Annotated in this window: 11 protein-coding genes; 9 read left to right on the top strand and 2 right to left on the bottom strand. The window is 58.2% G+C overall.

The annotated features are described in order from the left end of the window. Nucleotides 1-63 precede the first annotated feature (63 nt). From ACR0AJ_RS05045 to ACR0AJ_RS05035, 3 genes are all read left to right on the top strand, one after another. On the top strand, nt 64-1,242 hold the full coding sequence (locus tag ACR0AJ_RS05045; protein WP_480740246.1) for a biopolymer transporter ExbB: 1,179 nt from the start codon (nt 64-66) through the stop codon (nt 1,240-1,242). A gap of 3 nt (nt 1,243-1,245) precedes the next feature. Then, nucleotides 1,246-2,883, top strand: a complete 1,638-nt coding sequence (locus ACR0AJ_RS05040) for a peptidoglycan -binding protein (RefSeq protein ID WP_480740244.1) — start codon at nt 1,246-1,248, stop codon at nt 2,881-2,883. Between the two features lie 230 nt (nt 2,884-3,113). Beyond that, nucleotides 3,114-3,644 carry a phosphotransferase gene (locus ACR0AJ_RS05035; protein ID WP_480635779.1) on the top strand — a complete coding sequence of 177 codons (531 nt, stop codon included), beginning with the start codon at nt 3,114-3,116 and terminating at the stop codon, nt 3,642-3,644. A gap of 52 nt (nt 3,645-3,696) precedes the next feature. Here the strand turns inward: ACR0AJ_RS05035 and clpA are convergent, their stop codons facing one another. Continuing rightward, a complete protein-coding gene (gene clpA, locus ACR0AJ_RS05030; RefSeq protein ID WP_170347815.1) occupies nt 3,697-6,021 on the bottom strand; it encodes an ATP-dependent Clp protease ATP-binding subunit ClpA in 2,325 nt (774 codons plus the stop codon). 166 nt (nt 6,022-6,187) lie between these two features. Further along, nucleotides 6,188-6,955 (bottom strand): hydroxyacylglutathione hydrolase, encoded by a 768-nt coding sequence (gloB, locus tag ACR0AJ_RS05025; protein WP_170347816.1) that lies wholly within the window; start codon nt 6,953-6,955, stop codon nt 6,188-6,190. Nucleotides 6,956-7,016: 61 nt separating this feature from the next. Between gloB and ACR0AJ_RS05020 the strand changes: the two genes are divergently transcribed. The 6 genes from ACR0AJ_RS05020 to ACR0AJ_RS04995 all read left to right on the top strand — a co-directional run bounded on the left by ACR0AJ_RS05020 (nt 7,017) and on the right by ACR0AJ_RS04995 (nt 12,920). Further along, nucleotides 7,017-7,751, top strand: a complete 735-nt coding sequence (locus tag ACR0AJ_RS05020) for a class I SAM-dependent methyltransferase (protein WP_170347817.1) — start codon at nt 7,017-7,019, stop codon at nt 7,749-7,751. Between the two features lie 311 nt (nt 7,752-8,062). Then, complete coding sequence (locus tag ACR0AJ_RS05015; RefSeq protein ID WP_480740241.1) at nt 8,063-8,623, top strand: F0F1 ATP synthase subunit delta; 561 nt, start codon at nt 8,063-8,065, stop codon at nt 8,621-8,623. Further along, nucleotides 8,624-10,162: a F0F1 ATP synthase subunit alpha gene (gene atpA, locus ACR0AJ_RS05010; protein WP_170347819.1), complete on the top strand. Its 1,539-nt coding sequence runs from the start codon at nt 8,624-8,626 to the stop codon at nt 10,160-10,162. Nucleotides 10,163-10,177: 15 nt separating this feature from the next. After that, nucleotides 10,178-11,053: a F0F1 ATP synthase subunit gamma gene (locus tag ACR0AJ_RS05005; RefSeq protein WP_058280013.1), complete on the top strand. Its 876-nt coding sequence runs from the start codon at nt 10,178-10,180 to the stop codon at nt 11,051-11,053. 19 nt (nt 11,054-11,072) lie between these two features. Further along, complete coding sequence (gene atpD / locus ACR0AJ_RS05000; RefSeq protein WP_170347820.1) at nt 11,073-12,497, top strand: F0F1 ATP synthase subunit beta; 1,425 nt, start codon at nt 11,073-11,075, stop codon at nt 12,495-12,497. Nucleotides 12,498-12,509: 12 nt separating this feature from the next. After that, complete coding sequence (locus ACR0AJ_RS04995; protein WP_058280015.1) at nt 12,510-12,920, top strand: F0F1 ATP synthase subunit epsilon; 411 nt, start codon at nt 12,510-12,512, stop codon at nt 12,918-12,920. Nucleotides 12,921-12,964: the final 44 nt, after the last annotated feature.

The following is a 12,964-nucleotide window of genomic DNA, read 5'->3' as shown; positions in this document are numbered from 1 at the left end:
GGCGTCACCGGTATAAGTTCGCTAGATTCAGCGCAGAGCAGGCAAAAACCGGGAACCACGCGCATGGCGCAGGCACATCAGGGCGCGAGACCTCATTTCTCGCATCCCATTCGACAGATTGTGATGATGTTGGTCGCAATAGGTCTGGCCGGGTTGGGCGTCTTTATGGCCTTGCCCTATGTGATGCCGGTGATTGAAGCCAACCCATACCTGAACGGCTTTATCATCCTGGTGTTCATCATCGGTGTTTTCGCCTGTTTCTTTCAGGTGACCCAACTGATCGGCTCTGTCCGATGGATCGAGGCGTTTGTGGGCGGTGTTGTGCGCGAAGATGCCCGCACACCGCAATTGCTGGCACCGTTGGCATCCCTGCTGCGCGAACGGGGCGCGCGGTCTCAGATCAGCTCAACTTCGACACGGTCCATTCTGGATTCAGTCGCAGAACGGGTCGAGGAAGAACGTGAGATCACCCGTTATATCACCAACGTCCTGATCTATCTGGGTCTTTTGGGTACGTTCTTCGGGCTGGCCACCACGGTTCCCGCCATCGTGGACACAATCCGCAGCCTTAACCCGCAGGAAGGTGAAGAGGGGCTGGCCGTGTTCAATCGCCTTATGGTCGGGCTGGAATCGCAGCTGCAGGGCATGGGCGTGGCCTTCGGGTCTTCGTTGTTGGGTCTGGCTGGCTCGCTGATCGTTGGTCTTCTGGAATTGTTTGCGGGCCATGGACAGAACCGGTTCTACCGCGAGCTTGAGGAATGGTTGTCCTCGATCACCCGCGTTGGCTTCGGGGCCAGCGATGAAGGTGGCGCTGAACTGGCGGTTCTGACGCCAGTATTGGATGCCATGTCCGAACAGATGAACGCGCTGCAGGATCTGTTTTCAGCGCAAGAGGCTGATCGCGCTGCGGTGTCGTCCAAACTGGGCCAGTTGGCGGATTCGATCGGCGAAATGAACGTGCGACAGTCCGATGCCGAGGGCGTGACAGCTGCCTTGGAACGGGTTGCGCTTGGGCAGGACGCCCTGCTGGATCACATGCGCGAACAGGGCGCTGGAGACGGGATAGACGCCGAAAGCCGTATGCGCCTGCGCTCGATGGATGTGCAGTTGCTTCGTATTCTCGAAGAAATCTCGGCTGGCCGTCAGGAAAGCATGAGCGAGTTGCGCAAGGATATCGAATTGCTGGTCAAAGCCCTGACCTTACCCCGAGGCGCCGTGCGTACTGCTCCGGAAGGAGAGTAATCCATGGCCCTGTCCCGACGCACAGGTCAACGGTTCCAGGGTTCGGTCTGGCCCGGTTTTGTGGATGCGATCACCGGACTTTTGATGGTGCTGACGTTTGTGCTGACGATCTTCATGGTCGTGCAGTTTGTGCTGCGTGAGACTATTTCCGGGCAAGAGGACGAACTGACCGCCTTGTCGGATGAGGTTGCGGCGCTGGCCGGAGCGTTGGGGCTGGAAGAACGGGAAAACAGCCGGTTGCAAGCGCGGTTGGGTGTGTTGAACTCGACTTTGTCGCAGGTCGAGAACGAACTGGTGCAAGCGCAGATCCAACTGACCGATTTTGAGGCTCAGGTCGCGGCCCTACTGGTAGAGCAGGAGCGTGCACAGGGTCAAATCGCCGAGTTGGTTGATGAGCAGGGCGCGTTGAATCTGGCCTTGGCGCAAAGCCGCGCTGAGATCGATGAACAGACCGAAGCCGCGCGTCTGGCTGCAGCGCAACGCGAGGCGCTGGAAGCCTTGGTTGCTGATCTAGAACAAAGCGATGCGGCGCAGTCCACGCGGATTTCTGAGCTAGAAGAACAACTGAGCACCGAAGAGGCTGCCAAGCTGGCTGAGGCCGCCGCCGCCGAAAATCTGCGCAACCGATTGCTGAACGCGGATGCTGAACTGACGGCCATGACCTTGGCGCTGGAAGCGCAGCGGAAAGAGGCTGAAGAGACCTTGACACTGTTGGCCGCTGCACAGGCTGCAAAAGCCGAATTGGAACGGCAGTTTGGGGCCTTGAACGCAGAAGATCTGCAAGCTCGGCTTGAGGCAGCCTTGGCAGCCCGGACCGAGGCTCAGGCTGAAGCGCAGGAACAACGCACATTGGCCGACGAACGCGCGGCCTTGCTGGCCGTTGCGCGTGATACGCTGTCGAATGAGCAGGCGATTTCGGAAAAAGCGCAGCGCGAAACGGCATTGCTCAATCAGCAAATGGCGGCACTGCGCGAACAATTGGGTGGGTTGCAGGCGTTGCTGGACGATTATCAGGAGCGCAATGCGGCCGCCGATATCCGTATCCAGACGCTGGGTCAGGACCTGAATGCAGCGTTGGCGCGGGCCGCGTCGGAAGAACGTCGCCGCCGACTGCTGGAAGAGGCCGAGCGCGTTCGCCTAGAGGCCGAGGCCGAAGAACTGGCAGCACAGGCCGAGGACCTGCAGCGTTACCGTTCTGAATTCTTCGGTCGTTTGCGCGATGTCCTAGGCGATGAAGAAGGCGTGCGGATCGAAGGAGACAGGTTCGTTTTCTCATCCGAGGTGCTGTTCGACACAGGATCAGCTACGCTGTCGCCGGTCGGGCGGCAAGAGGTCGCCAAGGTGGCCAATATCCTGCGCAGTGTAGCGGCAGAAATTCCCGAGGGTCTGAACTGGGTCATCCGTGTCGATGGCCACACGGACAACGTACCTCTGGCCGGGACGGGCCGGTATCGCGACAATTGGGAACTCAGCCAGGGCCGGGCGCTTTCGGTGGTGCGATACATGGTCGAAGCGCTGGGTATCCCGCCGAACCGGCTGGCCGCCAACGGGTTTGGTGAGTTCCAGCCTGTCAATCCCGCCGATACCCCCGAAGCCCGCGCCCAGAACCGCAGGATCGAGTTGAAATTGACTGAGCGTTAAATCGCTACAATGGGCTTTTTCAGGCAGACGAAAGTGGTTTCGATCCGCCGCAATTTTAGCTCGCGCTGGGTGAAAGGCGAGTGTGATGCCCCTATATCTGCCCCATAGGTTGAGCAGGTACGGATTTGAACAAATTGGCAGTTGAATTGCAAAGCGCGGTTGATGAAGCCCTGCAAGCACCTTATCGGCGTGTGGTCCGGTTTGAGACCTTAAAAGGAACCCCGTTTTGGATGAAGCGCATTGAGCAGTCTGCGCCTCTGCTTTGGCTGGTAAAGGGAACTCCGAATATGGCGTTCGACCGGGACCGGTGTTCACATCATTTCCTGTGGCACAGCGGTGTGCCAGTCCCGGCAATTGTGACCGAAGGTACCGGCTACTTTGTGCTTGAAGATGCTGGCGCCAGTCTGACTGACATCTGCAAGTCTGACTCTTTGACCGCCGAGGATAAAGAAAAGGCATGTCATGCGGCGGGGCAAGCGTTGGCACGCTTGCATTCAATCGACCTAGCCCACGGGCGCCCGGCTTTTCGGGATATGTGCTGGGACGGGCAGCAAATTCGTTTCATTGATCTCGAATACTTTGTGCAAACCAGGGCCGGGCGCATTCGCAAAGCCAGGGACGTTGGAATCGCGTTGGTGTCCGCTTTGTCTCAGAGTTTCGACGGGCTGCGTTATGCTCAAGTCTTTCTGTCGGCCTATCGGGCTTCACGGCGCCGTCGATCAGAGTATTTTCACAGCCCGCATCCACAGCGCACCAAATAAACATAAAAAAACCCGCCGTTGAAGGCGGGTTTCTTTCTGTATCACGATGCAATCAATCTGCGGTCAGCAGCGGTGGCTTGTCCCCCGGAATGCGCGGCTGATCGGGGCCGAAGATTTCCAGGTTCAACTCGCCCTTCTTGACCGAGACACGAACCACACCACCCTTGGCCAGCTTGCCGAACAGCAACTCCTCGGCCAGAGGCTTCTTGATGTGTTCCTGGATCACGCGGCCCAGAGGACGCGCGCCCATCTTGTCGTCATAGCCCTTGTCGGCCAGCCATTCGGCGGCTTTGGGCGTCAGGTCGATGGTCACATTGCGATCCAGCAATTGCGCCTCAAGCTGCAGGACGAATTTCTCGACCACTTGCAGGATGACCTCTTTCGGCAGAGGTGCGAACGAGATCACGGCGTCGAGACGGTTGCGGAATTCCGGCGTGAACATGCGTTCGATCGCAGCGGTATCCTCGCCTTCGCGGCGGTCACGGGCAAAGCCAATGGCGGCCTTGGCCTGTTCCTGCGCACCCGCGTTCGACGTCATGATCAGAACCACGTTGCGGAAATTCACCGTGCGGCCGTTGTGATCGGTCAGCTCCCCGTGGTCCATCACCTGCAGCAGGATGTTGAACACGTCCGGGTGGGCCTTTTCGATCTCATCCAGCAGCAGCACGCAATGCGGATGCTGATCCACGCCGTCGGTCAGCAGACCACCCTGATCGAACCCGACATAACCCGGAGGGGCACCGATCAGACGGGAGACCGCGTGTTTCTCCATATATTCCGACATGTCAAAGCGCAGCAGTTCCACGCCCAGCGTATCTGCCAACTGTTTGGCCACTTCGGTCTTACCCACACCGGTTGGACCAGCGAAGAGATAGTTGCCGATGGGTTTTTCTGGTTCGCGCAGACCAGCACGGGCCAACTTGATTGCGCTGGCAAGCGCCTCGATAGCTTCGTCCTGACCAAACACCACCCGTTTCAACGAAGTTTCCAGATCTTTCAGAACCTCCGCATCGTCCTTGGTGACGTTTTTGGGCGGAATGCGCGCGATCTTGGCAACGACGGCCTCAATCTCTTTCACACCGATGGTCTTGCGGCGTTTGCTTTCTGCGACCAGATGCTGTGCGGCACCGGCCTCATCGATCACGTCGATGGCCTTATCTGGCAGTTTGCGGTCGTTGATATAGCGCGCCGACAGTTCTACGGCGGTTTTGATCGCATCCGCAGTGTACTTGATCTCGTGATGCTTCTCGAAATAGGGTTTCAGACCGCGCAGGATTTTTACGCTGTCTTCGACCGAAGGTTCATTCACGTCGATCTTCTGGAACCGGCGGCTGAGCGCGCGGTCTTTTTCGAAATGTTGACGGAACTCTTTATAAGTGGTCGAGCCCATGGTGCGCAGCTTGCCGCCCTGCAGGGCAGGTTTCAGCAGGTTCGACGCATCCATCGCGCCACCCGAAGTCGCACCGGCACCGATCACGGTGTGAATCTCGTCAATAAACAGCACAGCGTCGGGGTGATCTTCCAATTCCGTCACGACTGCTTTCAGCCGTTCCTCGAAATCACCGCGATAGCGGGTGCCCGCAAGCAGCGCGCCCATATCCAGCGAATAAATGGTGGTGTTCGACAGCACATCAGGGGCTTCGCCGCCCACGATCTTGTGGGCCAGACCCTCGGCAATGGCGGTTTTGCCCACGCCCGGGTCACCCACCAGCAGCGGGTTGTTCTTGCGGCGACGGCATAGCACCTGAATGCAGCGTTCCACCTCATCGGCGCGACCGATCAGGGGGTCGACATCGCCTGCACGCGACTTGGCGTTCAGATCGATGCAATATTTCCCAAGCGCGCTTTCTTTCTGATCACCATCAGTGGTGCTGGATTGAGCCTCTTCCTCGACCTGATCCGCGCCGGAAACCGAGCGGTTTTCGCCATATGCCGGATCTTTGGCTACGCCGTGTGCGATGAAATTCACCGCGTCATAGCGCGTCATGTCCTGTTCTTGCAGGAAATAGGCTGCGTTGCTTTCGCGTTCAGCAAAGATGGCGACCAGAACGTTGGCTCCGGTCACTTCGGTGCGGCCCGAACTTTGCACGTGGATCGCGGCGCGCTGAATCACGCGCTGGAAAGCGGCGGTTGGTACGGCCTCGGACCCATCAATGTCGGTGACCAGATTAGACAGGTCTTCGTCGATGAATTCGACCAAAGTGCTGCGCAATTCTTCCAGATCGACGCTGCAGGCTTTCATGACGCGGATGGCATCGGGTTCTTCCAGCAGCGCCAGCAGCAGATGTTCCAGCGTTGCAAATTCATGTCGCCGTTCATTCGCAGCCGCAAGGGCCGCGTGGATGGCTTGTTCTAAAGTGCTCGAGAATGAAGGCACGCGGGTGCTCCTCTGTCTTGGGTCGAAAGGGGCAGGATGTGGCCCCGGTTCAACCATGTCCTCATACTAATAGAGTTTGGTTGATCGTGGCCCGGCTTCAAGGGTTTTCTTTCACTTGACAGTCACATTTCCTGTGACCGTGGCCGTGAAGAGCGCGAAATAAGCATTAGAAGCGGTCTTTTCTAGCCCTGATTTCGGCAAATACAGCCGTCGGTTCGGCGTTTTCCATACCCAGATTGGCCTGAATCGACGCATCAGTGGCACGCAAGAACGGGTTTGTGGCCTTTTCCAGCGCCAGGCTCGAGGGAACCGTAGGTTTTCCGGCGGCGCGGGCGGTGTCGATATCCGCAATGCGTTGCTGCAGTGCGGCATTGCCTGGATCGACCGAAATGGCGAATTTGGCGTTGGATTGCGTATATTCGTGGCCCGAATAGACGATTGTTTCGTCGGGCAGTGCGGCCAACTTGGAAAGAGATTGCCACATCTGCGGCGCGGTACCTTCGAACAGGCGGCCGCAGCCCAGGGCCATCAGGCTGTCTGCGGTAAAAACGGCAGCGCTTTGCGGCATGTAGAATGCAATATGACCAACCGTGTGGCCTGACACATCCAATACCTGCACCGGTTCGTCACCAATCTGGAACGAGTCGCCCTCGGCCACTTGCAGATGCAGTGGGGGCAGGCGGTGGGCGTCGGCACTGGCACCAATGACTTTGGCGTGGTGTCTTTCCAGAATACCGGTCAGCCCGTCGACGTGATCCCAATGATGATGGGTCAGCAACACGTGACTTAGCGTCCAGCCGCGGGCGTCCAGTTCTGCCAGAATCGGTCCTGCTTCGGGCGCATCAATCAGGGCGGTCTGGCCACTGGTGGCGTCATGCGCCAGAAAAGCATAATTATCGCTGAGACATGGGATGGTTACGATCTCAAGAGGCATGGCCTTTTGCCCTTTCGTTGCTAGACTGCGCCCAGCTAAGCCGATTGACCAGGTGTCCGCAATGCATCTTGATGTGCAGGATCTGAGGAATTTCTACTACCGCAGCACATTGGGCCGTGCGGCGCAGGCCGCTATTCGTGGACGGCTGACGCAGTTGTGGCCCGAAGCCAAAGGTCAGACCGTAGTAGGCTTTGGCTTCGCGGTGCCACTTTTGCGGCCATATCTGGCAGAAGCGCGTCGTGTCATCGGCTTGATGCCAGGGCCGCAGGGGGTCATGCCCTGGCCTGCCGGGATGCCCAATGTCTCTGTGCTGACCGAAGAAACACTCTGGCCCATTGAAACTGGGCACGTGGACAAATTGGTCGTGATGCACGGGTTGGAGACCTCAGGCCAGCCCAGCGAATTGCTGAACGAATGCTGGCGGGTTCTCGGACCAGGCGGGCGCGCGATTTTCATTGTGCCGAACCGGGCCGGGCTGTGGTCGCGATCAGATCGAACGCCCTTTGGATTCGGGCGCCCGTATTCGGCGTCGCAGTTGGAAAGCCAGCTCAAGGCGCATCACTTCATTCCCGAAGGCCACTGCTCGGCCCTGTATATGCCGCCTTCGTTTCGCCGGTTCTGGTTGAAATCGGGCAGTCTGATCGAAAAAACCGGTCAGCGCATGCCAACGGTGATGGCAGGGGGCGTGCTGATGGTAGAGGTCACCAAGCACATCCGCCCCCCCAGCGGCACCGTCACAAAAGATACCGAACGTCGCCCGATCAAGGCGCTAGATGGACTGTTGAAGCCAGCATAATTCTTGTGTCGATTTGGGACGTTTCAAAGCCCGAATTTGCGGGAAATAGGTCACAGGAATCGCAAAAACCTACACTTTCGTAACATTTTTCCTGCCTTCCAGCCGGATAAAAGGGTCGCACCCTTCGTAAGTAATTGAAACAAAACATTTTGTGGATAAAGTGCTTGCCGTGATAATATATTGCTAGCTTGGTTCGGCTCTGCTACATCCCCGGTGATTTTGATCCCCGGCCGTCTGGGCGGGGTTTCCTCACGCCCCCGTGGTAGCGGCCGCTACTCAAAATCGGGGCCTCAAATATCGGAAGGGTGGACGTGTCCGAACCAGCTTCGATTTCCACTGGCATTGCTGAACGCTATGCCACCGCGATCTTTGAGATCGCCAAAGAGAATAATGGCCTTGCAGGTCTGGAAACCGGCATCAACGATTTGGCAGCAGCTTTGGGCGAAAGCGCCGACTTGCGCGACCTGATTGCATCGCCGCTGGTATCCCGCGCCGAACAGGAAGCAGCGATTACCGCGATTGCCGACAAGATGGGTCTGCATACCATCCTGCGCAACACGCTGGGTCTGATGGCCGAAAAGCGCCGCCTGTTTGTTATTCCGCAACTGGTGCAGGTACTGCGCGACATGCTGGCAGACGAACGCGGCGAAGTGACCGCCGATGTCGCCTCGGCCAAGGCGTTGACCAAGACGCAACTGGATAAACTGTCCAAGACGCTGTCCGAGCGTGTGGGCAAGACCGTGACAATCAATGCGACCGTTGATGAAAGCCTCATCGGCGGTCTTGTCGTTAAAGTGGGCTCGAAAATGATCGATAGCTCGATCCGTTCGAAGCTGAACTCCCTACAGAATGCAATGAAAGAGGTCGGATAAATGGGAATCCAAGCTGCAGAGATTTCTGCAATCCTGAAGGACCAGATCAAGAATTTTGGTCAGGAAGCCGAAGTGGCCGAAATCGGCCGCGTGCTAAGCGTCGGTGACGGGATTGCCCGTGTATACGGCCTGGACAACGTACAAGCCGGTGAGATGGTCGAATTCCCCGGTGGCATCATGGGCATGGCGCTGAACCTGGAAAGCGACAACGTCGGTGTCGTTATCTTCGGTTCCGACCGTGACATTAAGGAAGGTGACACCGTCAAGCGCACCAACTCGATCGTGGATGTTCCGATCGGTGACGAGCTGCTGGGCCGTGTTGTTGACGGTCTGGGCAACCCGCTGGACGGCAAAGGCCCGATCAACGCAACCAAGCGTGGCGTTGCAGACGTTAAGGCACCAGGCATCATCCCGCGTAAGTCGGTTCACGAGCCGATGGCAACCGGCCTGAAATCGGTTGACGCGATGATCCCGATTGGCCGTGGCCAGCGTGAGCTGATCATTGGTGACCGTCAGACCGGTAAAACTGCTGTTGCTCTGGACGCGATCCTGAACCAGAAAGTGTACAATGACGCAGCAGGCGACGACGAGTCGAAGAAACTGTACTGCGTTTACGTTGCCATCGGTCAAAAGCGTTCGACCGTTGCGCAGCTGGTGAAGAAGCTGGAAGAATCCGGTGCGATTGAATACTCGATCGTTGTGGCCGCAACCGCGTCCGACCCGGCTCCGATGCAGTTCCTGGCACCCTACGCTGCAACCGCGATGGCCGAATACTTCCGAGACAATGGCCGTCACGCGCTGATCATCTATGATGACTTGTCTAAACAGGCTGTGTCCTATCGTCAGATGTCGCTGCTGCTGCGCCGCCCGCCCGGACGTGAAGCCTATCCTGGCGACGTTTTCTACCTCCACTCGCGCCTGCTGGAGCGTTCGGCCAAGCTGAACGAGGATTTCGGTGCGGGCTCGCTGACTGCTCTGCCGGTCATCGAAACTCAGGGTGGTGACGTTTCGGCGTTTATTCCGACCAACGTGATTTCGATCACCGACGGCCAGATATTCCTGGAAACCGAACTGTTCTACCAGGGTATCCGCCCTGCTGTGAACACCGGTCTGTCGGTTTCGCGTGTGGGCTCTTCGGCTCAGACCAACTCGATGAAGTCGGTTGCCGGTCCGGTTAAACTGGAACTGGCTCAGTACCGTGAAATGGCTGCGTTTGCTCAGTTTGGTTCCGACCTGGACGCCGCGACCCAGCAGCTGTTGAACCGTGGTGCGCGTCTGACCGAGCTTATGAAACAGCCGCAGTACTCGCCGCTGACCAATGCTGAAATCGTCTGCGTCATCTTCGCCGGTACCAACGGTTACCTCGACAAGATCGACGTGTCCGATGTTGGCCGTTACGAAGCTGGCCTGCTGGCGCACCTGCGTGGCAAGCACGCGGATCTGCTTCAGTGGATCACGGACGAAGATCCCAAGATCAAGGGTGACGCTTCCGATAAGATCAAGGCTGCGCTGGACGAATACGCCGCAACCTTCGCTTAAGGGAGAGGCGGGCATATGCCAAATCTTAAGGACCTTAAAAACAGGATCGAGTCGGTCAAATCGACCCGCAAGATCACCAAGGCCATGCAGATGGTCGCGGCTGCAAAACTGCGCCGCGCCCAGGAATCAGCTGAAGCCTCGCGCCCCTATGCCGAACGGTTCAATGCCGTGATGGCGGGGCTGGCGGCTTCGGTCGGGGGCAGCGACAGCGCCCCCAAGCTGCTCCGTGGTACGGGCAGTGATGATGTCCATCTGCTGGTCGTCATGACAGCTGAACGCGGCCTGTGCGGCGGCTTCAACTCGAACATCGCCAAGCTGGCCCGCCAAAAGGCGGACGAGCTGCGCGCCAAAGGCAAGACGATCAAAGTTCTGACCGTCGGCAAAAAAGGCCGCGACGCGCTCAAGCGTGATTTTGGCGATCTGTTCGTTGGACATATCGACCTGAGCGAGGTCAAGCGTCTGGGTTACACCAATGCGCAAGACATCGCGAAGGACGTCCTGTCGCGCTTTGACGGGGGTGAGTTCGACGTTGCCACGATCTTCTATTCGAAGTTCGTCAACGTTGTGACCCAAATCCCGACGGCACAGCAGGTCATCCCCGCCTCGTTCGAGGAAACCGAGGGTGACGATAGCGGTGCTGTTTTCGACTACGAGCCCAGCGAAGAGGCCATCTTGGCCGACCTGCTGCCCAAGGGGGTTGCAACCGCGATCTTCTCGGCCCTGCTCGAAAACGGAGCGTCTGAACAGGGTGCACGGATGTCCGCAATGGACAACGCGACACGCAACGCGGGTGAGATGATCGACAAGTTGACGATCCAATTCAACCGCTCGCGTCAGGCCGTGATCACCAACGAGCTGATTGAAATTATTTCCGGCGCCGAAGCGCTGTAAGAAAACCGGAGACAACAATATGGCGAATGCAAAAGGCAAAGTCACACAGATCATCGGGGCCGTCGTCGACGTGCACTTCGAAGATCAGCTGCCTGAAATTCTGAACGCGCTGGAAACCGAAAACAACGGCAAGCGTCTGGTACTGGAAGTTGCCCAGCACCTGGGTGAAAACACTGTCCGCACCATCGCGATGGACGCGACCGAAGGTCTGGTTCGTGGTGCTGAAGTGACCGACATGGGCGCGCCGATCTCGGTTCCGGTTGGTAACGCCACCCTGGGCCGCATCCTGAACGTTGTTGGCGATCCCATCGACGAAAAGGGCCCGGTTGAGGCAACCGAATCCCGCGCCATCCACCAGCCTGCACCGACCTTCGCAGAACAGTCGACCGAGTCGGAAGTTCTGGTCACCGGCATCAAGGTTGTGGACCTGCTGGCCCCTTACGCCAAAGGCGGTAAGATCGGCCTGTTCGGCGGCGCTGGCGTTGGTAAAACCGTTCTGATCATGGAACTGATCAACAACATCGCAAAAGTGCACTCGGGCTTTTCGGTGTTCGCGGGTGTTGGTGAACGGACCCGTGAAGGGAACGACCTGTACCACGAGATGATCGAATCGAATGTTATCAAGCCGGACAACCTGTCGGAATCGCAGGTGGCCCTGGTTTACGGTCAGATGAACGAACCTCCCGGAGCGCGTGCGCGTGTTGCTCTGACCGGCCTGACCCTGGCCGAGCAGTTCCGCGACCAGTCCGGTACCGACGTTCTGTTCTTCGTCGACAACATCTTCCGCTTTACGCAGGCGGGTTCCGAGGTTTCGGCTCTGCTGGGTCGTATTCCTTCGGCGGTGGGCTACCAGCCGACACTGGCCACTGACATGGGTGCCCTGCAGGAACGCATCACCTCGACCAAGTCGGGCTCGATCACCTCGGTGCAGGCGATCTACGTGCCTGCGGACGACCTTACCGACCCTGCGCCGGCAACCTCGTTCGCTCACTTGGATGCGACTACCGTTCTTAACCGTGCGATCTCGGAAAAGGGTATCTACCCTGCGGTTGACCCGCTCGACTCGACTTCGCGTCTGCTCGACCCGGCCATCGTTGGCGAAGAGCATTATCAGGTTGCGACCGATGTTCAGCAGATCCTTCAGCGCTACAAGTCGCTGCAGGACATCATCGCCATCCTTGGCATGGACGAGCTGTCGGAAGAGGACAAACTGACCGTGGCCCGTGCCCGTAAGATCGAACGCTTCATGTCGCAGCCGTTCGACGTGGCGCAGGTCTTCACCGGTAGCCCTGGCGTTCAGGTTCCTCTGGATGTCACCATCGCGTCGTTCAAGGCCGTTGTGGCTGGCGAATACGATCACCTGCCCGAAGCGGCCTTCCTGATGGTTGGCGGCATCGACGAAGTGATCGCCAAAGCGGAAAAGATGGCCGCAGAAGCCGCCTAAGGAGTATCCCTGATGGCAAACACGATGCAATTCGACCTCGTCAGCCCCGAGCGGAGCCTTGCTTCGCTCAGCGCGACGGCGGTCCAGATTCCCGGCGCGGACGGGGACATGACGGCGATGCCCGATCATGCCCCCACCATCACCACGCTGCGCCCGGGCATCCTGAAGGTCGAAGCACCTGAAGGGTCCAGCGAATACCTGGTCACCGGTGGGTTTGCTCAGATCAATGGCGATGGCCTGTCGGTTCTGGCCGAAAAGGCGATCCCGGTTGCCGAAGTGACACGCTCACACCTGGACGATCTGATCGCCGAGGCACGCGCGTCGCACGAGGCAGCGAAGGAAGGCGATGATCAGTCCATCGTTGACGACGCTGCCAAGTTGCTGGCCGACATGGAAGCCCTTGGAACGCATATGAGCCTGTAAGGCTCTGGCAATTCTTGTGATTTATAACGGCTCCGCCTGCGCGG

It is taken from the genome of Ruegeria sp. CJ9, assembly GCF_056536625.1.
The sequence above is the reverse complement of the archived record's forward strand: the minus strand, read 5'-3'. Positions and strand labels throughout refer to the sequence as shown.

Coding starts and splice junctions, on each gene's coding strand:
- ACR0AJ_RS05045 (WP_480740246.1), top strand. CDS start 64: ATGGCGCAGGCACATCAGGGCGCGAGACCTCATTTCTCGCATCCCATT.
- ACR0AJ_RS05040 (WP_480740244.1), top strand. CDS start 1,246: ATGGCCCTGTCCCGACGCACAGGTCAACGGTTCCAGGGTTCGGTCTGG.
- ACR0AJ_RS05035 (WP_480635779.1), top strand. CDS start 3,114: ATGAAGCGCATTGAGCAGTCTGCGCCTCTGCTTTGGCTGGTAAAGGGA.
- gloB (WP_170347816.1), bottom strand. CDS start 6,955: ATGCCTCTTGAGATCGTAACCATCCCATGTCTCAGCGATAATTATGCT.
- ACR0AJ_RS05020 (WP_170347817.1), top strand. CDS start 7,017: ATGCATCTTGATGTGCAGGATCTGAGGAATTTCTACTACCGCAGCACA.
- atpA (WP_170347819.1), top strand. CDS start 8,624: ATGGGAATCCAAGCTGCAGAGATTTCTGCAATCCTGAAGGACCAGATC.
- ACR0AJ_RS05005 (WP_058280013.1), top strand. CDS start 10,178: ATGCCAAATCTTAAGGACCTTAAAAACAGGATCGAGTCGGTCAAATCG.
- atpD (WP_170347820.1), top strand. CDS start 11,073: ATGGCGAATGCAAAAGGCAAAGTCACACAGATCATCGGGGCCGTCGTC.
- ACR0AJ_RS04995 (WP_058280015.1), top strand. CDS start 12,510: ATGGCAAACACGATGCAATTCGACCTCGTCAGCCCCGAGCGGAGCCTT.